The following is a 21,664-nucleotide window of genomic DNA, read 5'->3' on the forward strand; positions in this document are numbered from 1 at the left end:
CTGCAGGTTAACCCACCCTGCGCACCCCAGCCCTGTCATTGCACGCGTCAAACACCGAGCGATCCAGCGCCTCGGCCACAAAGCCCGCCACATAAATCAATGCCAGGATCGCCGCGGAGATCGCCATTGTCTCCGCATGCGCGAGCCCCCACCGCAACAACCGCTGCAACAATGTCGGCGGCGGAAAGCGGTAGGTCCGGCCCTTCGGCGTGATCAGGTCAAACGACCGAACCGACCGCGAGCGCACGTGGATCTTGCTGGGCAGCATCCGGATTTCTCCTCTCCAGCTCCTCGATCATGCCGCGCGCGATCTCCCGCTCGCCCATGATGACGACATCCGCCCCCAGCCCCTTCAAATGATCGACCTCGGCATCCGCATGCGCTCGCGCGATGATGCGGATGTCCGGATTGGCCGCACGCGCCTGCTGCACGATCTGCCCTGCCTCGAACGCCTCGGGGATCGCGATGACGAGATGCCGCGCCCGTGACGGATTGGTGGCGCCGAGAATTTCGGGCTGCGCGGCATTGCCCATGACGGTCTCGATGCCGCCCTGCTTCAGCTTCGCCAGTGCACTCTCGCCGACCTCGGCGACAAGGAACGGCAATTGCCGCTGCTTCAGGGCATCGCCGACGAGCGCGCCGACGCGGCCATAGCCGATCACGATCGTATGGTCGGTCAGGTCCGTGGTGCGGATCGGTTCGGGCACGGCGGCCGCGGCCTGCGGTGAATCCCGGCGCGGGTCGAGACGCGGCGCGAGCCAGGTGGCGGCCGCGAACATCAGCGGGTTGAGCATGATGGAGAGGATCGCGCCAGCCATGATCAGGTCGCGGCCGTCGCTGGGCAGGATCTGCGAGGCGACGCCGAGCTCGGCCAGGATGAACGAGAACTCGCCGATCTGCGACAGGCTCGCCGAGATCGTCAGCGCGGTCGCGACCGGATGCCGGAACAGGACCACGATCAGGAACGCCGCGAGTGATTTGCCGAGCATGATAATCGCCAGCGTCGCCAGCAGCGGCCAGGGCTCGCGGACCACGCTCATCGGATCGAACATCATGCCGACCGAGACGAAGAACAGCACGGCGAAGGCATCGCGCAGCGGCAGCGATTCCTGCGCGGCGCGTGCACTGAGCGGCGATTCCCGCAGCATCATGCCGGCGAAGAACGCGCCCAGCGCCAGCGACACGTCGAACAGCTTCGTCGCCCCGAATGCGATGCACAGCGCGATCGCAAGCACGCCAAGACGGAACAATTCGCGCGAGCCGGTATGCGCGATGTAGTGCAGGATCCAGGGAATCACCCGGCGCCCCACCACCAGCATCAGCCCGATGAACACGATGATCTTGGCCAGGGTCAGCATCACGATGCCGGCAAGCCCGAAGCCGGCCTGCGCGGCCAGCGGCTCGAAGGCTGGCTTGTCACCGCTGGCGCCCTGAAGGCTTGCGATCGCCGGGAACAGCACCAGCACGAGCACCATCGCGAGGTCCTCGACGATGAGCCAGCCGACCGCGATGCGGCCGCGATCGGTCTCCATCAGGCGCCGCTCCTGCAGCGCGCGAAGCAGGACCACAGTGCTCGCGACCGACAACGCCAGTCCGAACACGAGTCCCGCACCGACGCTCCAGCCCATCAGCCATGAAAGGCCGAGTCCCATCAGTGTGGCGACCGCAATCTGCACGACGGCGCCCGGAACGGCGATGTGCCGGACGCTCAGCAGATCCTGGAGCGAAAAATGCAGGCCGACGCCGAACATCAGCAAGATAATGCCGAGTTCGGCAAGCTCGGTCGCAAGCGCCTGGTCGGCGACGAAGCCTGGCGTGAACGGCCCGACGGCAACGCCGGCGAGCAGGTAGCCGACAAGCGGCGGAATGCGGAACCGCTGCGCTATAGTTCCGAGTACGAAAGCTAGTCCAAGTCCGACGACGATGGTGGCGATGAGAGGTGTGTCATGCGGCATTTTTGCCTTTTGACACAGCGCGCGCGCCGGCGCACCGCGACCAAGTGAGGCGGCTCAGCGCGCGACGCCTGCCGCAATCGCGCCGTCAGATCGACCAATAATTTGGGTGCGCGTAGGGCCGCGAACGATCGCCCCAGTCGAATTCGTCGCCGTCGAACTCGCTCGGTCCGCTGGCGAGTTCGTCCTGCGTCACCTCGACACGAAAAGCCTGCCGCGCGGGATCGTATTTCAGCGCGCCCCACTGCACAGGATAATGGTGGTGCGTGCCGAGCAGCCCGCCGGTCCTGATCACGGCGTAGGCGACCGTGCCGGTCACCTTGTCGAGCATCAGCCGCTCGATCGAGCCGAGCTTCGCGCCGTCGCGCCCGTAGACGCAGACGTGCTCCACGCGATCACTGGGAACCATGGTGTGTTTCATGGCGTCCTCCCTGTTGTCTTGCGTGACGAGATTATAGGCCCGCGGACGCGCGGCGCCAACGATCGTTGCTATAACAGCTGCGACCGCACGGACTCCGCGCCTTCGCGGAGCAGCGGGAGCAACCGGTCGATCAGCTCCCCTGCCGGCACGCGGTCGACATGGGCGCCCATGTTGATGGCGGCGACGATCACGCCGTCGTAGCGGCGCACCGGAACCGAGATCGAGCGGAAATGCGGCTCTGCCTCGCGATCGACCAGCGAATAGCCTTGCTCGCGATCGGCTGTGATGCTGGCCAGCAGCGCCTTCGGATCGGTCACCGTCTGCGGCGTCAACATCTCGCGCTTCGTTGTCTTCAGGCGTGCGGCAAGCGCTGCATCATCGAACTGCCCCAGCATGGCGCGGCCGACCGAGGTGCAGAACGCCGGCAGCCGGTAGCCGATCTCGAGCCCCCCCGAAAACATCCGCGCCGGGCTGCTGCGTGCGACAAACACGACGTCGTCGCCGTCGAGCACCGCGAGCGAGGCGATTTCCTGCGCTGCCGTGGCGACGCGATCGAGCACCGGCTGAAGCACGGCGACGAGGTGGCTGGAGCGCAGGTAGGACGCCGCGAGCGTCAGTACGTGCGGGGTCAGAGAGAACAGCTTTCCGTCGCCGGCGACGAAGCCGCCGCGCTGGAGCGTGAACAGCATGCGGCGCGCGGTGGCGCGCGGCAGCTCTGCCGCCCGGGCGAGATCGCTCAGCGTCATCGGGCCGGTGGTCGTGCCGAAACATTGCAGCAGGCGCAGGCCGCGATCGAGGCTCTCGACGAAATCCGTCGCCCGCTCTTCGCTTTCGCTTCGCTTCAGCTTGGGCATAGGTCCGGGAACATCCTGCAAAATATTGCTTGCCGCCGGACCAAGGCATGGCATAATTCGCCCATTCGTTCAATAGGCGAACAAACGCCTCTCCGACAAAGGACGCACCCGCCATGATGAGCCAGGAGCAGAACGACCTGATCACCCGTACCGGTCCGAAGGACCCCTGCGGCAAGCTGATGCGGAGCTACTGGCAGCCGGCGGCGCTGGTCGACGAGCTGGAGGGCGCGCGCCCGATCCGTCCCGTCAAACTGCTCGGCGAGAATCTGGTGCTGTTCCGCGACGAGAGCGGACGCTACGGCCTGATCGACCGTCACTGCGCCCATCGCGGCGCCGACCTCGCCTTCGGACGTCTCGAACATGACGGCCTGCGCTGCGCCTTCCATGGCTGGCTGTTCGACGCCACCGGCCAGTGCATCGAGACGCCGGCCGAACCGAAGGATTCAAAACTCTGCCAGAACATCCGCCAGCGCTCCTATCCCGTGGTCGAGAAGAGCGGCATCCTCTGGGCTTATCTCGGCGAGGGTGAGCCGCCGGCGTTTCCGGAGCTCGACTGCTTTGTCGCGCCCGGCACGCACACTTTTGCGTTCAAGGGCCACATGGCCTGCAACTGGCTTCAGGCGCTGGAGGTCGGCATCGATCCCGCGCACGCCTCCTATCTGCACCGCTTCTTCGAGGACGAGGATACGTCGACGGCTTATGGCAAGCAGTTCCGCGGCGCCTCCGCCGGCTCTGATCTGCCGATGACAAAGATCCTGCGCGAATACGACCGGCCGATCATCAATGTCGAACACACCGAATATGGCCTGCGGCTGATCGCGCTGCGCGAGATCGACGAGGAGCGCACCCATGTGCGCGTCACCAACCAGCTCTTCCCGCACGGCTTCGTCATCCCCATGAGCACGGAAATGACGATCACGCAGTGGCACGTGCCGGTCGACGACGAGAACTGCTACTGGTACGCGATCTTCACCAGCTACACCAACCCGGTCGACAAGCAGAAGATGCGCGATCAGCGGCTCGAGCTCTATGAGCTGCCCGACTACAAGTCGCGCAAGAACCGCGGCAACGATTACGGCTTCGATCCGCACGAGCAGGCGACCGCGACCTACACCGGCATGGGCAACGACATCAACGTGCACGACCAGTGGGCGGTGGAATCGATGGGCGCGATCCAGGACCGCACCAAGGAGCATCTCGGCTCCAGCGACAAGGCGATCGTGCAGTACCGCCGCCTGCTACGGGCTGAGATCGAAAAGGTCGGCGGCGGCGAAAAGCCGATGCTGTTCCTGGACGAGAGCAGGGCGCGCAGCATCCAGGGACCGGCCACCATGGACGGCATCGGGCCGACCCAGGGTTGGGAGCTCTACTGGATGGAGGTCGACGTCAAGCGCCGCCGCGGCGCACCTTGGGCCGCGCCGGTGCCGAAGGAGATCGCGGACAACGTGCACCGGCTGACGGCGGCGGAGTGATAATGCCGTCAATCAGCGGCGGGCGCCACATACTTCACTGTCATGCCCCGCGAAGGCGGGGCATCCAGTACGCCGCGGCCTCTCGTGGACACGTCGCCGTCTCTGGAATACTGGATCGCCCGCCTTCGCGGGCGATGACAGCACGGACTGAAGGAGCAACCGAGTGACTTTCGTCGCGCGTCATGCGCTGTGGTCGGATGAGCAGAGGGACGCCGCAGCGCGCCTGCGCCGCATCGTCGAGGAAAAGAACCTCGAGGTCATCCGCCTCGCCTTCCCGGACCAGCACGGCATTTTGCGCGGCAAGACCATCATCGCCGCCGAGGCGATCGCCTCGCTGGAGAGCGGCTGCTCCATCACCACGACCATGCTCGCCAAGGACACCTCGCACCGCACGGTGTTTCCGGTGTTCACATCAGGCGGCGGATTCGGCATGAAGGAGATGGAGGGCGCGGCCGACGTGTTGATGGTCGCCGACCCAACCACGTTCCGCGTGCTGCCATGGGCGCCCGCGACGGGCTGGGTGCTCTGCGATCTCTATTTTGGCGACGGCCGTCCCGTGCCGTTCGCGACCCGCGGCCTCTATCGCAAGGTGCTCGATGATCTCAGCGGCCGCGGCCACGATTTCGTCGCCGGCCTCGAGGTTGAATTCCACATCTTCAAGCTCGACGACGCGCATATGCGGCCCGAGGATGCCGGCCAGCCCGGCACGCCGCCGTCGGTGAGCCTGCTCAGCCACGGCTATCAATACCTCACCGAGCAGCGCTTCGATCAGATGGAGCCGGTGCTGGAGATCCTGCGCCGCGATATCGTCGCGCTCGGACTGCCCTTGCGCTCGGTCGAGGTCGAGTTCGGGCCGAGCCAGTGCGAATTCACCTTCGCGCCGAAGAAGGGGCTGGAGCCCGCCGACAACATGGTGCTGTTCCGCTCTGCCGTGAAGCAGATCGCGCGCCGCCACGGCTATCACGCCACCTTCATGTGTCGGCCGAAACTGCCGAATATGTTCGCGAGCGGCTGGCACCTGCACCAGTCGATCGTCTCGCGCGCGTCTGGCGAAAATCAGTTCATGACGAAGGACGGCAGCGAGCCGCTCAGCGCGTTCGGCCGGGCGTACCTTGCCGGCCTGCTCGACCACGCCCGCGCCTCGACCGTGTTCACCACCCCGACCATCAACGGCTACAAGCGCTACCGCTCCTATTCGCTGGCGCCGGACCGGGCGATCTGGGGCCGCGACAATCGCGGCGTGATGATCCGCGTGCTCGGCGGCGCCAATGATGCCGCAACGCGCTTGGAGAACCGCATCGGCGAGCCCGCCGCCAATCCCTATCTCTACATGGCCTCCCAGATTCTCTCGGGCCTCGACGGCGTCGACCGCAAGCTCGACCCCGGCCCGTCCGCCGACACGCCCTACGAGACCAAGGCGCCGCCGTTGCCGAAGAGCTTGCGCGATGCGGTCGCCGCGCTGAAGGACGATCCGTTCTTCCGCGAGAAGTTCGGGCCTGAGTTCGTCGACTACTACACCCACATCAAGAATGCCGAGATCGACCGCTTCCTGTCAGAGGTGACCGACTGGGAGCACCGCGAATATTTCGAGGTGTTTTGAGGGAGATACGTCTCACGCCCGCGTGAGGCGACTTCGTCCGGTCTGTTCCGACGACATCACGGCGCTCGCCGACGAAGCCATTTTCCCTGTCCCTCGAAAACGGCCGGAAAGACTGGGGGCCTAATATCCTGCATATGATCAACAGTGGAGTTCGATCATGTGGGTTCAATTGTTCAGCCTGATCTACCGCCTGTCCTGCCGGACCACCTTGGTTGAAATCGGCACCCACCACCTGGCGCGTTAGTCGCCGGCGCCAGCGATTTGGGTAAGACATATTGACCGGATAACCGGGCTTCTCAGGCGCAAGCTGGTTCACCAGCGATAGCCGAGCGTTGCGATGACGGTCAGCGGCGCGCCGCGGTAGCAGTAACCGACCTGGCACGTGGTGTAGTGCAGATTGAACAGGTTCTTGGCATTGACCTGGAACTGGAGGCCCTTCAGCTCCTTCATCGCCTGGCCAAAATCATATTTCAGCGCCGCGTCGATCAGGGTTACCGAGCTGTTCTTGAACGTGTTCGCATCATCGCCGTAGCTCCAGGACATGTAACGCGCGCCGCCACCGACGCTCAATCCTGCAAACGGTCCGGCCAGCGGCAGGGCGTAGTTCGCCCACAGCGTCGCGGTATGCGGGGGATTGCCCGAGGGAAACTTGCCAATCAGCGAGTCGTCAGCGGCCTGCTTGGTCACCATGTCGAGATAGGTGTACGACGAGGTGATGTCGAAACCACCGCCCAGGCTGGCAAGCGCCTGCAATTCGAAGCCGCGGCTTTGAATCTCGCCACGCTGGACCGTCACGCCCGTCCCCGTCGTGACCAGGCCGCCGTCCTGGGTCAAATCGAACACCGCCGCGGCAATGAAGCTCCTCGTGCCCTGCGGCTGGTACTTCACACCGACTTCGGTCTGCTTGCCGGTGGTCGGCTTGAAGAAGGCGCCCGACGGATCGACGCCGAGATTGGGAAAGAACGAGGTCGAATAGGCAACGTAAGGCGCAACACCGGAATCGAACACATAGGTCAGCCCGGCTCGCCCGCTATAGGCCTGATCGGACTGCGTCTGCCGCGTCAGCGCGAACAGATCCTCGCCCGTGGTGCTGACCCAGTCGCTGCGGCCGCTCAATGTCAGGATCCAGTGATCGAGCCTGGCCTGGTCCTGAACATACACGCCGGACTGGGTTTGCCGCTGGGCCGTCGAGGACGAGATCGCGGGATCGGGAATGGATTCCGGCGCGTAGACCGGCGCGGCCAGGTTGAGATCGGAGACGCCGAAGCCGAATCCCTGCTTGTCGTTGAACTTCGACGCGGTGTAGTCGGTGCCGACCAGGAGCGTGTGCTGCACGGGCCCGGTCGATAGCCTGGCCTCGACCTGGTTGTCCATAATGGCCGATTGCAGCGTGTCGTGGACGTAGCCGGTGTAGCGTGAGACGACATTGCCCACCGGCGCGCCGAGAAAGCCCACATAGCGGGTGACCGCGTCGACATCGACGTAGCGGAATTTCTGGCGGACGGTCACGGCGTTGTTGAACGCATGCTCGAACAGATAGCCCACGCGTCCCTGCTCCTGGTCGAGCGAATTGTAGGACGGGCTGCCCGTGAAGATGTCCGTGGCGGTGCCGGTGCCCGTGGAGTAGGTGAACATGGATCCGGGCGTCTTCGACTTCTGATAGGACCCGAGAATCGTCAGGGTCGTCGATTGATCCGGCTTCCAGGTGACGGCGGGCGCGATGTAGGTCCTGTTATCCTTGCCGCCGGGCACGAACACGTTCGCGTCACGCATCACGCCGGTCAGCCGATACGAAAACTGACCGTTGGCATCGACCGGACCCGAAAGATCGAAATTGCCCTGGACGCGATCGCGGTCGCCAAACACCGTTTGCACCTCGTGAAACGGCTGGCTGGTCGGCAGCTTGCTCGACAGATCGATCAGTCCGCCCGGCGAGCCGAGCCCGTAGAGTGCCGAGCTCGGCCCACGGACCACGGTGATGCTGTCGACCCCATAAGGCTCGGTCTTGAACACGCTGAGACCTGCTCCGACGAGGCGCAATCCGTCGAGATAAACGCCGTTATAAGTGATGTCGAAGCCGCGGATCGCGATCGCGTCGAAACGCGGATCGTAGCCTGAAGCATCGATGCGGACGCCGGGTTCATAGCCAACTGCCTCCGTCAGCGTCTGGACGGCGCGGTCGTTGAGTTCCTTGCGCGTCACGACCGAGATCGACTGCGGCGTCTCGAGCAACGGCGTGTTGGTCTTGGTACCCGCCGAGCTGCTGTCTGCAACATAGCTGCTCTCGCTCGACGCGTTGGCGCGACCGGCACCGGCCTCGCGCGCGCCCGAATTTCTGGCTGGCGCGGGCCCGGCATTGCGTTGCGTCGCGATGCGGCCGCGCGACGACTGCGAAGCTCGCTGAGCGGGCTGGGTGCGCGGACGCGCCTGGATCGGTGCCTCCACCGTGACGGGAGGCAATGTCGCCGCCGTCGACGTTGCATTGGTCCCGGAGGTCTGTGCGACCGACGGCGTTGCGTGCAGGACTATTCCCAGGCCGGCCGCTCCCAGACCAGTTCTCGCCATCCGTTCCCAGCCGAGCATCCGCCCGTCGTTGCGCGTCATTGTCTTCCCCGAGTTCCGTGTTCGAACAACCCGGGAGTAACCAGATCGAGGCGCACACCGCCTTTGCGCGCGCGCAAATCACCTTTGATCGCACGTGGAGGCGTTCAAGTTTACTGACAGTGGCTCGGCGAATAGCCGAAGTGCCTGCGGAATGCCGTCGCGAAATTGGCCGGATGGGCATAGCCGACCCGAAAGGCCGCCTCGGTGACCGACAACCGTTGATGAATCAGAAGGTCACGTGCGGCATCGAGTCGGCGGGCCCGCAAATAGTCGATCGCGCTCTCGCCATACGCCATCTGGAATTTCTGGTTGAAGGACCGGCGGCTCAGCCCCGCATTCCGCGCCAGTTCGTCGATGCTCCAGGGATAAGCGAGATCGGCATCCATGCGCGCCTTGACCGATTGCAACCGCACCCGCTGGAGGTCGGCTGCAGGATCGAGCGCGATCCCGCGCTTGCCGAACAAGGCGTGGACCACGATCTCGGCGGCATGCGCCGACAGCAGCAATTGCGTCGCGTTTCCGGCCACCGGTGGCGAGAACATTTCTGCCGCGAGGGCCTGCACACGCGGAGACGCCGTGACAGAGACGATGGCCGTGCCCAACGCGTCGGTCTTGAACAGCGCCCGAACCTCGTCGCCGAGTCCAAGCCCGTCGATGGAGGCTTGCGGAAGCGCCAGGCCGATCGCGGGACGTTCGCCGCAGCGAACCGAGCCTCCTACGGCGACGGATTCGCGCACGGCAATCGCCGTCATCTGCCCTGCACCGGTTGTGCGCGTCAGAATGCCGCGGCCTGCGCCTTCATCGAGCGCAACGGAGATGAACAAGCCCGGCCCTACGATCGCTGGCCGATCGGGATCGGCGCGAAACTCACCTCTGATGAACACACAGCCCGGGAAATCCAGCCACTGAGGCGCTGTCGAAGCGCCTCGCTGTGCGGAGCCGATGATGTCGTCGTCAGGCCGTCCGGCAATTTGATTGTAAAAGTCCTGCATCGAATCCGCTACGCCGCGACATTGGCGGCTGGCGGCAACGCACTCAAGACCTCTGCGCGCAGTTTGGAGAGCTTCGAAACTGACGTCCTCGACGAGGTTCTGCGCGCGCGGCGATCCTGCACGGCAGTCAGATCCAGGAGCGCGTCAGATGCCCAGATATTTGTGCTGGAGATCCGGCTCGGCCATCAGCTCGACGGACGTGCCGCTCCACACCGTCTTGCCGCGCTCGATGATGTAGTGGCGGTCGCAGATGCGGGCGAGGTGGTCGACGTTCTTGTCGACGACCAGGATCGACTGTCCCCGGCTCTTCAGCAGCGACAGGCAATTCCAGATTTCTTCGCGGATCAGCGGCGCAAGGCCTTCGGTCGCTTCGTCCAGGATCAGCAGTTTCGGATTCGTCATCAACGCGCGGCCAATCGCGAGCATCTGCTGCTCGCCGCCGGAGAGCTGGTTGCCCATGTTGGAGGCACGTTCGGCGAGGCGCGGAAACATCACGTAGATCGCGGCGAGCGTCCAGGGATTGGGGCTAGCGAAGCGATCGGCCGCGGCCGCCACCAGGTTTTCGCGCACGGTGAGGTTCGGGAAGATCTGGCGCCCCTCAGGAACGAGACCGACGCCGAGTTTTGCAATTCTGTAGGATGGAAGCTGCCGCACTTCTGCGCCGGCGAAGCGGATCGTGCCTGATCGTGCCGGTGTCAGGCCCATGATGGAGCGGATGGTGGTCGTCTTGCCCATGCCGTTGCGGCCCATCAGCGAGACCATCTCGCCCGGCTTGATCGACAGCGACAGGCCGAACAGCACCTGGGAGAGGCCGTAGCAGGTCTCGATGCCGTCGACGTTGAGCAGCGTGTCAGCCATCGCCTTTTCAGACATGGTGCGTCACCACGTGCTGGTCGCCGAGATAGGCGCGCTTGACGTCCTCGTTGGCGCGGATCGCGGCCGGATCGCCCGAGGCGATGACGCGGCCATAGACCAGCACCGAGATGCGGTCGGCCAGCGCGAACACCGCCGGCATATCGTGCTCGACCAGCACGATCGAGACTTCCTTCCGCAGCTCCTGAAGCAGTTGCACCATGCGCTGGGATTCGGTGACGCCAAGACCCGCCATCGGCTCGTCCAGCAGCAGCAGCTTCGGCTTGCTCGCGAGCGCGACCGCGAGTTCGATCTGGCGGCGCTCGCCATGGCTGAGCCTGGACACCAGGACATCGGCGCGATGGCCGAGCCCGACGCGGTCGAGCGCGGCATGGGCGGCATCGCGCAGGCCCTTCTCCTTGCGCGCATTGGCGAAGAAGCGGAACGAGTGGCCTGCATGCGCCTGCGCCGCCAGCGCGACATTGTCGGCGGCGGTGAAGTCGAGCAGCAGCGAGGTGATCTGGAACGAACGGGCGAGCCCCAGCGCGCAGCGGCGATAGGCCGGCAGATAGGTGATGTCGCGACCGCCGAGCGAGACGCTGCCGGAATGCGGTTCGAGGTGCCCTGTGAGCTGACTAATCAGCGTGGTCTTGCCGGCACCGTTCGGGCCGATGATGGCGTGCAACTCGCCGCTAGCTACGTCGAGCGAGACGTTGTCCGTCGCAACGATGCCGCCGAAGCGGCGCACCAGTTTTTCGACGCGGAGCAGCGGTTCAGCCACGATTGAGCCTCCCGAGCAGGCCCATGATGCCGCCGCGGCCGAACAGCACGATCAGCAGCAAGAGCGGGCCCATGATCAGCGCCCAGTATTCGGTGATCTGCGACAGGAATTCTTCCAGCAGCAAAAACACCACCGCGCCCATCACCGGGCCGAACAGCGTGCCCATGCCCCCCAGGATCACCATCACCATGAGGTCGCCGGAGCGGGTCCAGTACATCACGGCCGGGCTGATGAAATCGGTGTTGTTGGCGAGCAGTGCGCCGGCAAGGCCGCACATCATACCGGAGATGACGAAGCAGACGAGCTGGTAGCGTTTTGCCGGAAAGCCGATCGCCTGCATCCGCTGCTCGTTGGAGCGCAGGCCCTGCAAGACGAGCCCGAAGCGCGAATTGGTGATGCGCCAGATCAGGACGATCACGGCGAACAGGCAGGCGAGGCAGAGATAATAGAACTGCGTGCGGTTCGACAGGTTGATCAGGCCGGAGAAGTCGCTGCGCTTGTAGACGGTGAGACCGTCGTCGCCGCCGTAACGCGCGAGGCCCGAGGCGACATAATAGGCCATCTGCGCGAAGGCCAGCGTGATCATGATGAAGTAGACGCCACGCGTACGAAGGGAGAGCGCGCCGATCACCAGGGCGTAGATCGCGGAAGCTGCGAGTGCGACCGGGAACTGGATGAAGCCGCTTCCGACGCCTTCCTGCGCGAGCATGCCGACCGCGTAGCCGCCGATGCCGAGATAGGCGGCGTGGCCGAAGCTCATCATGCCGCCAAAACCCATGATGAGGTTGAGGCTCGCGGCCGCCAGCGCCAGGATGACGATGCGGGTAAACAGCGTCAGGATGAAGATGTTGCCGGACAGCTGCGAATAGAGCGGCAGCAGCACGAGGCCCGCCAGCATCAGGGCCGTGACGGCCTTGCTCACAGTGAAAGCCTTCATCGACGGTTGGCCGGAAACAGCCCCTCCGGGCGCACCACCAGCACGATCGCCATCAGCAGATAGATCAGCATGGACGACAGTGCGGGCGCGGCGGTGGAGGCGGCGGCGCCGCTCAGCACCTGCCGCAACAGGTTGGGCAGGAAGGCGCGGCCGAGCGTGTCGATCATGCCGACGAAGATCGCGGCGAGGAACGCGCCACGGATCGAGCCGATGCCGCCGATCACGATGATGACGAAGGCGAGGATCAGGATGTTCTCGCCCATGCCGATCTGCACGGTGAGGATCGGCGCCTGCATCAGGCCGGCGAGGCCGGCGAGCGCGGCGCCCAGGCCGAACACCAGCGTATAGAGCAGCTTGATGTTGATGCCGAGCGCACCGATCATCTCGCGGTTGGAGGCGCCGGCGCGGATCAGCATGCCGATGCGGGTGCGCATCACGCCGAGATAGAGCAGCAGCGCGACCAGCAGCGCCACCACGATGATGGCGAGACGATAAGCGGGATAGTGGATGCCGGGCAGGATCGGCACCGGCACCGTGAGCCAGGCCGGCAGCGGCAGCGCAAGCCCGGCCGGACCCCAGATCAGCCGCACGGCTTCATTGAAGAACAGGATCAGGCCGAAGGTCGCGAGCACGTGGTCGAGATGGTCGCGCCCGTAGAGATGCCGCAGCGCCGACATCTCCAGCACGATGCCGAGCACCAGAGTCGCGCCGAGCGCCAGCAGCGCACCGAGCAGGAAGCTGCCGGTCCAGGCCGCAAAGGTCGCGGCGAAATAGGCGCCCATCATGTAGAGCGAGCCGTGCGCGAGGTTGACGAGATCCATGATCCCGAACACCAGCGTCAGGCCGGCGGCGAGCAGGAACAGGAGCAGGCCGAACTGCAATCCGTTCAAGAACTGTTCGACGACGAGCAGCATCAAAACTCTTTCAGGCGCACGCGGTGTCGCGCCGATGTTCGAACACGGTCGCCATCAGTGAAAGAGCTCCCCCTGCCTCTTCAAGGCGGAAAAATGGGTAATGGCAGTATCGTTCCGAGGCAAGAGCGATTCAACACCAGACATGCACTTTGTTGCATGCCGGTGCATGCGATCGAAATTGGCCTTGCAAGAAGGCTGCCGCACAGGATGGGTCAACCTGCCGCACCCAAACGATCGCCCTCCCCCAGGCATGCCTGGGAGAGGGCGCGAAGGTCGACGGAAGTAGGAGAAGGCGTCTAGTGCGACGTCATCTGCCGGGGGAGATCATCCGGCTCGGCCAGCACGCTGTTGGCCGTCGAGGCTTCCAGCGCCGCCATACGGAACAGATAGGCGAGCGTTGCCAATCCGGTGTCTTCCGCCATCTGCGCCAGCTCGAGCGCCATGTCGGACATGTAGCCGAGATTCTCGTCCTTGGTCTGCGCCATGATCTGGCTGTCCCGCATCATGTTCGACATTTCAGGCGCTCTTTCGTTGTGCGGCAGCAAGGCCGCAGAGGTTGGCACGGGCGACGGCGTCCAGACGCGGGCCGTCTTGTTGTACGATCGAATCCATGCCGATGCGATCATGCAGGGCATCGAGGGTCTCGCGGCGAATGTCGATGGTCGCCGCCATGGTCCAGGCGTTCTCCACCAGCGCGGGCAGACCAAGCGGCGTCACGACGAAGCCGGCCTCATGGAAGCGCGGCAGCCACCAGGTCTCCATGATCGCGCTGACCTGCGCGATTCCCTGATCGAGGCAGAACTCCTGCACCGCTGCCATCAGTTGCAGGTTGAGAGTGCCGTCGCGGCGATCGCGCACGACAAAGTAGCGCGACCATTCCCAGACCAGCGGATTCGCAGGGCAGCCGCGAACCGATGCCAGATGCGGGAAGACCTCGCTCATCATCGAGGGTTTGGTGGTGGGGTAGAGCCGGTGACCGCCGACGACGCGCCGGCCTTCCAGCGCGAGCAGATAGACGGTGTCCTCGTCGTCGTAGGAATCGACCTCGCGGCAATCAGGCCGGCGCAGCGTCTCCCAGTGCCGCTCCTCGACGAAGATGTCGTGGCGTAGTCGGAAGTGCTGCTCGAGTACGTCTTCGTAAAGGTGGCGATTGACCGAAGAAATTGCGTGAATCATGAAAACCCCCATTCAGCCGGAATGAGGGGCAGCCTCTGCGAAAAGAGGCAGGTTCGATATTGGGAAATTTCCCAGTACGTCGCTTAGGGATTGATGAGCTTGTTGCGAATCGCCAGTGCAACCGCATGCGTACGGTTGACGGCGCCGAGTTTGCGCGCGGCGGTTGCAAGATGCTCTTCTGCGGTGCGCTGCGTGATGTGCAGGATCTCGCCGATCTCCCAGGCCGACTTGCCCTGCGAGGCCCAGGCGATCACCTCGCGCTCTCGCGGGGTGAGACGCGTCGACAGATGCGGCGCCGGATCCAGCAGGCGGCGAATATGGTCGAAGCCATACATTGCCATCAGGTGCAGTGCCGGCTTGCTGCGGGGATTGAGGTCGAGATGGACGCCGCCGAGCGACACCGCCGCCTCGTAGCCGGTGAGCCCGTGGATCGGCACGATGAAGCCGCGCGACATGCGAAAATCGCCGGCGCGGTTCATCACCTCGGCCGCGCTCGGCTCGAGCTCGGCATCATAGGGCGCTTCCGACCACTCGAACGGATTGACCGATTGCCGGCACAGCCGCACCACGGGGTCGACGCGGTCGTAATTGTTCTGGGTGTAGAGATTGAACCATCCTGCCGGCCAGCGCTTGGCGAGCACCATCTGCGCGAACCGCTGATCGGGATTCGGCAACCCCGTCACGATGATGGTCTCGAAGCCGAAGCGACCGAACGCCGCCTCAAGCGCATTCATGGCGTCCGGTACCTTGCGATAGGTCCCCAGGCCTTCGATGAAGTCGAGCGCTTCCCGGCCATAATCTACGGCGTCTACGGCGGACATCGGTGCGTTTCCTGAGCCTCGCCGTCGGTATAGCACGTATTTGGGAGCTGCCTCAATTCGCTGCTTCCGTAGTTTACCGGCCCTCGTCTGCACCCGAGATTTAATCTACTTGTGGAGGAAGTGACGTCAAGTTACACCTATGGCGTCTGAAGCGGGAAAATCACGATGGAAGACGAGGACATCGCCCTCAACAGCGTGCTCGGCCTGGAACTCAACCGCGTGTTTTTCGCCGTCCGCGAAACGGCAAACAAGCAGAAGATCATCGAGTACGCGCGCGAAGTGCTGCAGCGCGAACGCGCGGAGCGGCCCGGCAGCGCGTCGCCCGAGAGCCCGGCGAGCTAGAACGCGGTTACAGGTGAGGCATACGTTCTGCGCGAGCGGCGCCCTTCCATTCGAACGTGCCGATTTTGGCCGAAACATTCTGACTGCGAAGTTAATCAGCAATTGTTGCCGGTGAGCGAGCTGCGCTCTTACCCTCCCCTGGAGGGGGAGGGTGAAGCGCCGCCCGCTCCGTCGCACACTTGCCGCTGGATGACATCACGGCTCTCGTGAGATGATCGCCACCACGATCCTCTTTGGGATGCCCACGACATGATGACGCTGCGCCAGGTTGAAGTGATCCGTGCCGTGATGGTGACGGGTACCATCGGCGGCGCGGCGAAGCTGCTCAACGTGTCGGCGCCGGGGATCAGCCGGCTGGTCAAATACACCGAGCGCACGCTCGGCATCCGCTTCTTCCAGCGCCAGAACGGGCGCTATTTCCCGACGCCGGAAGCCGAGAACATCTTTGAGCAGATCAACGGCGTCTACAAGAAGGTCGACGACCTCTCCGAGCTCATCTCCAAGATCGGCCGCGGCGGTTTGTCGGAATTGCGCATCGGCTCGGTGCCGAGCATCTCCCAGGTGATGGTGCCGCGCGCGATCGAGCGCGTCCGGCGCCGCTATCCCGATCTCGGCATCGACATCAACATCCTCAAGCTCGAGGAAGCCATCGACTACCTCCTGCTCGGCCGCGGCGAGTGCGTGGCGATGAGCTACCGGCTCGAGCATTCCGGGCTCGACTTCATGCCGCTCGCCTCGGGTGAGCTCTATTGCATCGTGCCGCCGGGTCACGAGCTTGCCGGCCGCAAGCAGGTCTCGGCCGCCGAGATCACCCGCTATCCGCTGATCGGCATCGATCCCAACGATCCCTACGGCCGGATCATGGCCGGGATCTTTGCGCGCCACCGGCTCGACTACAACATCACGATCCGCGCGCGCTTCGGCACCACGGTGTGTGCGCTGGTGAAGGCGGGGCTCGGCATCGCCATCATCGACCAGTTCACGGTGGCCCATGGCGGCTATCCGGGAATCGAGCTGTTGAAGATCACCGAGCCGACGCGGTTCGAGACCTATATCGCGGTGAAGCGCGGCGCGCCGCTGTCGCTCCATGTCGAGTATTTCATCGAGTCCCTGCGCGCCGAGATGCGCGCGGTGGAGCCGTCCCGCAGCGAGGGCAACGCCGCCCCGGCACGCGCGCGGAAGAAATAACATTATGTTAGGTTTGCCCAATAAATGGGTAATTGTGTTAGGCACGGGAAAGGCTATCGTCGCAACTGGAAGCCCCCTTGGAATTGTGCGGATTTCCCCGCTAATGGCCAGGACCCAACGCTCCCAACGAGACGATAGCCAACCATGTCCAAGCGCGGATACGCCGCCAGCAAGAAGCTTCTCACCGGCCTAATCGGGGCGCCGATCGCGCATTCCGCCTCCCCTGCCATGCACGAGCGGGCCGCCGAGGCGCTCGGCCTGCGCGGTCACTACCAGCTCATCGAGGTCGCCGGCGCCGATGCGGCCGGGCTCCGCATGATGCTCGAGGGCGTGCGGCGGCTCGGCTTTGCCGGCGTCAACGTGACTTACCCTTACAAGGAAGCGGTGGTCCCGCTGCTCGACGAGCTGGCGCCGGGCGCGGCCGCCATGGGCGCGGTCAACACCGTCGTCGTCAGGGACGGCCGGCTGATCGGCCACAACACCGACACGACCGGGTTTGCGCGCGCGGTCGCGCCGCTGTTGGCACCGTCCGGAAATGCAGTCGCCGTGATCGGAACGGGCGGCGTCGGCAAGGCAATCGCCTTTGCGCTGGCGAGCCTGAAGGTCTCCGGCCTCCGCATTTTCGACAGCGAGACGGCGCGCGCCGAAAAGCTCGCTTCATTGCTTGCCAGGCACGGCGGCGCCACGGTGGCGAAAAGCGTCGAGGACGCGCTCGATGGCGCAACCGGCCTCGTCAACGGCACGCCGGTCGGCATGCTGCCGAACCGGGGCATGCCGGTCCCGGCGGCCTTGCTGCACGAGAAAATGTGGGTCGCGGACGCCGTCTATTCGCCGCTGATCACGCCGCTGCTGGCGGCGGCACAGGCCAAGGGCGCGCGGATCATGACCGGGCGGGAGCTCGCGATCTACCAGGCCGCTGACGCCTTCGAATTGTTCACCGGCCTTGCCCCATCGACCGAGGTCATGGGAGAGGCATTTGACGAGGTGATGGCGGCACGAAGCGCGGCCTACCACGCCGCGTAACCGAAGCGGCCGGACACAAGGCCGCGGACAACATCAACGAAAAATGGGAGGAGTGACCATGAAATCGACCCTAGTGGCAGGCGCCTTGCTTGCCTTCGCGACTGCAACCAGCGTCCATGCGCAGGCGATCAAGCTCGCCGACGTCGCCGAGCTCTCGGGCGGCGGCGCCACCGTCGGCACCAACTGGAAGAACGGCATCGACCTCGCGATCGAGGAGATCAACGCCAAGGGCGGCGTGCTCGGACGCAAGCTGGAGGTCACCCATGCCGATTCGCAGTCCAACCCCGGCGTTGCCCGCGCCCAGGTGCAGAAGGCGCTCGACGCCGAGCCCTATGTGCTGCTCGGGCCCGGCTATTCCGGCTCGGTCAAGGTGACGGCGCCGCTCGCGGCCGAGGCCGGCATCGCTCAGATCATGGGCGGCGAAGCCGCCGAGCTGACGCAAGCCGGCAACAAGTTCCTGTTCCGCACCTCGTTCGGCCAGCAATCGTCGATGCCGAAGGTCGCAAAGTACATCCACGACGACATGAAGGCGAAGACGGTCGCGGTGGTCTGGGTCAACAACGACTTCGGCCGTGGCGGACGCGACGTCGTCGTGAAGGAACTCGACCGGCTTGGTTCCAAGGTGGTCGCCGATCTCTCGACTGAAGCGGGACAAGCCGACTTCGCCGCCGACGTCGGTAAGATCAAGGCCGCCAATCCCGACGCCGTGTTCGTCTACCTGAATGAAGAAGAGAGCGCGCGCATCCTGAAAGAGCTGAAGCGCCAGGGCGTCACCGCGCCGCTGATGGGCGAGACCACGCTGATCGGCCAGAAGGTGATCGAGCTCGCCGGCGATGCCGCCAACGGCGCGCGCGGCCATGTCGGCCTCACCACGGACGCACCGGTCGACCTGATCAAGGCGTTCCGCGACAAGTTCGCCAAGAAGTACAATTACGTGCCCGACCATAACGGCCTGAAGGGCTATCTCGCCGTCTACATGGTGAAAGCCACCACCGAGAAGATGGGGAAGGTCGACAGCAAGGCGTTCGCCGACACGCTGCACGGCCTGACCATCAAGGCCGCGGACGAGCCGGGCATCCTGATGGACGTCACCTTCAGCGAGACCGGCGACATCGACCGGCAGAGCTTTCTGGTCGAGGTGGTCGAAGGCAAGCAGGTGGTGAAGCAGGTGCTGCCGAAGGTGAAGTGACGATCTTCGCTCTCCCCGCGCCCGTCCCGCCGAAGCTTCAGCGAAGGCGGATGCGGCGAGAGATCTCTCCTCTCCTCTCCCTCTCCCCGCTCTTCGCGGGGAGAGGGGCGGGGTGAGGGGTGATTCTGCAAGGACGGTGAGAGATGGGCTCGCGGATAGTGCCCCTCACCCCGCCCTCTCCCCGTAAGAACGGGGCGAGGGAGACGACAGAGCTGGGCGAGGGACAGGAGAGGGGAAAATGTCCAATCTGTTCGATCTTCTGGTCGCGGGACTAGCCACTGGCGCGATCTATGCGCTGGTCGCGGTCGGCTTCACGCTGCTGTGGCAGACCTCGCAGACCATCAATTTCGCGCAAGGCGAGTTCGTGATGCTGCCGGCGTTCCTGATGCTGGCGGCGATGCATGCCGGCGCGCCGTTCTGGCTTGCGATCATCCTCGGCATCCTGCTCTCGATGCTCCTGCTGGGCCTCGCCTTCAAGATGCTGCTGGTCGATCCGATGATGCGCCATGGCGTGCTGCCGCTGGCGATCGCGACGATGGCGCTCGCGATCGGCATCAAGGAGGCCGTGAAGCAGTTCTTCAGCGCGGAGGCCTCGCCCTTCCCATCGATCGTGCCGACCGGTGATATCTCCATTCTCGGACATGCCGTCTCGCTGCAAAGCATCGGCGTCCTCGTCCTCGCCATTCTTGCCGTCTTCGGCCTGACGAGCCTTCTCAACCGCACGTCGCTCGGTCACCAGATGCAGGCGGCGGCGCAGAACCCGACGGTGGCGCGCATCATCGGCGTCCCGGTCGAGCGCATGATCCTGCTGACGTTCCTGATCAACGCCTTCCTGGTCGCGCTGGCGTCGCTTTTGATTACACCGATCTACCTCGCAAAATTCTCCTCCGGCGAAGTGCTGGGCCAGGCCGCCTTCATCGCCGCGATCGTCGGCGGCTTCAACCAGGTGCGCGGCGCCATCGCCGGCGGCCTCCTGATCGGCGTGCTCGACAATCTCGCAGCCGCCTATGTCTCGACGCAGTACCGCGCCGCCGTTCCGATGATCTTCCTGATCGCCGTCATCCTGTTCCGGCCGCAGGGCTTGCTCGGCCGCGCCGAGGAGCGCACCGTATGAGCGGCTTCGCCAAACCGTTGAAGATCGCGCTCGGCCTCATCGTCATTGCCGGCCTGATCATCGTCCCCATGAACTTCAACCGCTACGGCCTGTTCATCCTGAGCCAGTGGGCGGTGATGAGCATCGCCGCGATGGGGCTCAATTTGACACTCGGCTATGCCGGCCAGGTCTCGCTGGCGCAAGGCGCCTTCGTCGGGATCGGCGCCTATGCGGCAGCGATCATGACGACCCATGGCTGGCCGCTGCCGGCGGCGATCGTGGTCGCGATTGCCTTGAGCTTCGCGGTCGGCTGGGTGCTCGGCTATCCCGCGCTGCGCGTGCAGCACCATTACCTCGCCTTCGTCACCCTCGCCTTCTCCACCCTCGCCTTCCTGGTGTTCCGCAACGAAAGCTGGCTCACCGGCGGCATCTACGGCATCTCCAACATTCCCCGGCCGCACATCTTCGGCATCGCGACCAACAAGCCGCTGCCGTTCTATTATGTCTGCCTCGGCTCGCTTGCGATCGTGTCGCTCGCGGTGTGGTGGCTGATCCGCTCGCCCTGGGGCCGCGCCTTCATGGCATTGCGCGAAAATCCGCTGCGCGCGCAGTCGCTCGGCGTCGACACAAGGCGCTATACGCTGATGGCCTTCGCGATCGGCTCGGCGCTCGGCGGCGTTGCCGGCGCGCTGTATGCGCCGCTGACGCAATATATCGATCCCGTGCCGTTCAACCTGTCGCTCTCGCTCGACCTCTTGATGATGGTGATCGTCGGCGGTGCCGGCTTCTACTTCGGCCCCTTCCTCGGCGCGATGATCGCGGTGCTGTTGCCGGAATGGCTGCGCTTCACGGAAGGGTATTATCTGATGCTCTACGCGGTCGCGGTGATGCTGCTGTTGATCTGGTCGCCGACCGGCATTCTGGGAATTCTCGATCGCTATCTCGCCGAGCGCCGCACCAAGGCGGCCTCCGCGCTGCGGGCCGTGGCAAAGTCCCGGCTGGAGACGGTGCAATGAGCGCGGTCCTGGAAGTCACCGGCATCAAGAAGAATTTCGGCGGCATCAGCGCGGTCGACGGCGTCTCATTCGACGTCCGCGAGGGCGAGATCCTCGGCCTGATCGGCCCGAACGGCTGCGGCAAGTCGACCCTGTTCAACTGCATCCTCGGCCAGCTCACACCATCAGGCGGCGAGGTCAAGCTCGACGGCAAGGTGGTCACGGGCCTGCGTCCTGCCGAGCTCAACAAGCTCGGGGTCAGCCGCACCTTCCAGCTCCTGCAGGTCTTCCCAAAGCTCTCGGTGCGCGAGAACCTGATCCTCGCAGGGCAGGAGCACCAGGGCAATATGGCCTCGCGCCTGGTCGGCCGCTCCGATGCCGGGTTGACCGAGGTCGCCAACCAGATGATCGGCTTCTTCAAGCTCGACCATCTCGCCGACGAGCCGGCCGGCGGGCTC

The 21,664-nt window shown here is 64.6% G+C and carries 22 protein-coding genes; 9 read left to right on the forward strand and 13 right to left on the reverse strand.

Going from position 1 to position 21,664, the window contains the following annotated elements:
- Positions 1-7 precede the first annotated feature (7 nt).
- From AC0L3X_RS38180 to AC0L3X_RS38195, 4 genes are all read right to left on the reverse strand, one after another.
- On the reverse strand, positions 8-268 hold the full coding sequence (locus AC0L3X_RS38180; RefSeq protein ID WP_063979895.1) for a hypothetical protein: 261 nt from the start codon (positions 266-268) through the stop codon (positions 8-10).
- On the reverse strand, positions 219-1,955 hold the full coding sequence (ybaL, locus tag AC0L3X_RS38185) for a YbaL family putative K(+) efflux transporter (RefSeq protein ID WP_231143701.1): 1,737 nt from the start codon (positions 1,953-1,955) through the stop codon (positions 219-221). The genes AC0L3X_RS38180 and ybaL overlap by 50 nt, the downstream gene beginning before the upstream one ends.
- Positions 1,956-2,040: 85 nt before the next feature.
- Positions 2,041-2,373 carry a PRC-barrel domain-containing protein gene (locus AC0L3X_RS38190; protein ID WP_063979896.1) on the reverse strand — a complete coding sequence of 111 codons (333 nt, stop codon included), beginning with the start codon at positions 2,371-2,373 and terminating at the stop codon, positions 2,041-2,043.
- Between the two features lie 68 nt (positions 2,374-2,441).
- Positions 2,442-3,227 carry an IclR family transcriptional regulator domain-containing protein gene (locus AC0L3X_RS38195; protein ID WP_063979897.1) on the reverse strand — a complete coding sequence of 262 codons (786 nt, stop codon included), beginning with the start codon at positions 3,225-3,227 and terminating at the stop codon, positions 2,442-2,444.
- A gap of 113 nt (positions 3,228-3,340) precedes the next feature.
- Here AC0L3X_RS38195 and AC0L3X_RS38200 point away from each other — a divergent pair, with 113 nt between their 5' ends.
- Both AC0L3X_RS38200 and AC0L3X_RS38205 read left to right on the forward strand, forming a co-directional pair.
- Positions 3,341-4,699, forward strand: coding sequence for an aromatic ring-hydroxylating dioxygenase subunit alpha (locus AC0L3X_RS38200; RefSeq protein WP_063979898.1), 1,359 nt, complete (start codon positions 3,341-3,343; stop codon positions 4,697-4,699).
- Positions 4,700-4,862: 163 nt separating this feature from the next.
- Positions 4,863-6,299: a glutamine synthetase family protein gene (locus AC0L3X_RS38205; RefSeq protein WP_063979899.1), complete on the forward strand. Its 1,437-nt coding sequence runs from the start codon at positions 4,863-4,865 to the stop codon at positions 6,297-6,299.
- Positions 6,300-6,611: 312 nt separating this feature from the next.
- Here the strand turns inward: AC0L3X_RS38205 and AC0L3X_RS38210 are convergent, their stop codons facing one another.
- The 9 genes from AC0L3X_RS38210 to AC0L3X_RS38250 all read right to left on the reverse strand — a co-directional run bounded on the left by AC0L3X_RS38210 (position 6,612) and on the right by AC0L3X_RS38250 (position 15,376).
- Complete coding sequence (locus tag AC0L3X_RS38210; RefSeq protein ID WP_084794898.1) at positions 6,612-8,903, reverse strand: TonB-dependent siderophore receptor; 2,292 nt, start codon at positions 8,901-8,903, stop codon at positions 6,612-6,614.
- Positions 8,904-9,013: 110 nt separating this feature from the next.
- The gene (locus AC0L3X_RS38215) at positions 9,014-9,727 is read right to left on the reverse strand and encodes a helix-turn-helix transcriptional regulator (protein WP_245328506.1); all 714 of its coding nucleotides are present in this window, start codon (positions 9,725-9,727) and stop codon (positions 9,014-9,016) included.
- A 312-nt stretch (positions 9,728-10,039) separates the two neighbouring features.
- Positions 10,040-10,768 carry an ABC transporter ATP-binding protein gene (locus AC0L3X_RS38220; protein ID WP_063979901.1) on the reverse strand — a complete coding sequence of 243 codons (729 nt, stop codon included), beginning with the start codon at positions 10,766-10,768 and terminating at the stop codon, positions 10,040-10,042.
- On the reverse strand, positions 10,761-11,528 hold the full coding sequence (locus AC0L3X_RS38225) for an ABC transporter ATP-binding protein (RefSeq protein WP_063979902.1): 768 nt from the start codon (positions 11,526-11,528) through the stop codon (positions 10,761-10,763). The genes AC0L3X_RS38220 and AC0L3X_RS38225 overlap by 8 nt, the downstream gene beginning before the upstream one ends.
- Positions 11,521-12,465: a branched-chain amino acid ABC transporter permease gene (locus AC0L3X_RS38230; RefSeq protein WP_063979903.1), complete on the reverse strand. Its 945-nt coding sequence runs from the start codon at positions 12,463-12,465 to the stop codon at positions 11,521-11,523. The genes AC0L3X_RS38225 and AC0L3X_RS38230 overlap by 8 nt, the downstream gene beginning before the upstream one ends.
- The gene (locus tag AC0L3X_RS38235) at positions 12,462-13,379 is read right to left on the reverse strand and encodes a branched-chain amino acid ABC transporter permease (RefSeq protein ID WP_008143427.1); all 918 of its coding nucleotides are present in this window, start codon (positions 13,377-13,379) and stop codon (positions 12,462-12,464) included. The genes AC0L3X_RS38230 and AC0L3X_RS38235 overlap by 4 nt, the downstream gene beginning before the upstream one ends.
- Before the next feature lie 296 nt (positions 13,380-13,675).
- The gene (locus AC0L3X_RS38240) at positions 13,676-13,894 is read right to left on the reverse strand and encodes a hypothetical protein (protein ID WP_008540920.1); all 219 of its coding nucleotides are present in this window, start codon (positions 13,892-13,894) and stop codon (positions 13,676-13,678) included.
- Between the two features lies 1 nt (position 13,895).
- Positions 13,896-14,555 carry an acyl-homoserine-lactone synthase gene (locus AC0L3X_RS38245; protein ID WP_063979904.1) on the reverse strand — a complete coding sequence of 220 codons (660 nt, stop codon included), beginning with the start codon at positions 14,553-14,555 and terminating at the stop codon, positions 13,896-13,898.
- A gap of 83 nt (positions 14,556-14,638) precedes the next feature.
- On the reverse strand, positions 14,639-15,376 hold the full coding sequence (locus AC0L3X_RS38250; protein ID WP_063979905.1) for a helix-turn-helix transcriptional regulator: 738 nt from the start codon (positions 15,374-15,376) through the stop codon (positions 14,639-14,641).
- 165 nt (positions 15,377-15,541) lie between these two features.
- On the opposite strand from AC0L3X_RS38250, the gene AC0L3X_RS38255 reads away from it, so the two are divergent.
- From AC0L3X_RS38255 to AC0L3X_RS38285, 7 genes are all read left to right on the forward strand, one after another.
- Positions 15,542-15,718 carry a hypothetical protein gene (locus tag AC0L3X_RS38255; RefSeq protein WP_014491261.1) on the forward strand — a complete coding sequence of 59 codons (177 nt, stop codon included), beginning with the start codon at positions 15,542-15,544 and terminating at the stop codon, positions 15,716-15,718.
- A 249-nt stretch (positions 15,719-15,967) separates the two neighbouring features.
- Entirely contained in the window at positions 15,968-16,906 is a 939-nt protein-coding gene (locus AC0L3X_RS38260; RefSeq protein WP_063979906.1) for a LysR family transcriptional regulator, read from the forward strand.
- A gap of 144 nt (positions 16,907-17,050) precedes the next feature.
- Positions 17,051-17,929 (forward strand): shikimate dehydrogenase, encoded by an 879-nt coding sequence (locus AC0L3X_RS38265; protein WP_063979907.1) that lies wholly within the window; start codon positions 17,051-17,053, stop codon positions 17,927-17,929.
- Between the two features lie 58 nt (positions 17,930-17,987).
- A complete protein-coding gene (locus AC0L3X_RS38270; protein WP_063979908.1) occupies positions 17,988-19,118 on the forward strand; it encodes an ABC transporter substrate-binding protein in 1,131 nt (376 codons plus the stop codon).
- 238 nt (positions 19,119-19,356) lie between these two features.
- The gene (locus tag AC0L3X_RS38275) at positions 19,357-20,232 is read left to right on the forward strand and encodes a branched-chain amino acid ABC transporter permease (protein WP_063979909.1); all 876 of its coding nucleotides are present in this window, start codon (positions 19,357-19,359) and stop codon (positions 20,230-20,232) included.
- Entirely contained in the window at positions 20,229-21,227 is a 999-nt protein-coding gene (locus AC0L3X_RS38280) for a branched-chain amino acid ABC transporter permease (protein ID WP_071909113.1), read from the forward strand. The genes AC0L3X_RS38275 and AC0L3X_RS38280 overlap by 4 nt, the downstream gene beginning before the upstream one ends.
- The coding region (locus AC0L3X_RS38285) for an ATP-binding cassette domain-containing protein (RefSeq protein ID WP_473317264.1) at positions 21,224-21,664 on the forward strand (441 nt) is incomplete at its 3' end. The genes AC0L3X_RS38280 and AC0L3X_RS38285, both read left to right, overlap by 4 nt.

The organism is Bradyrhizobium sp. MI1.7, assembly GCF_055811795.1.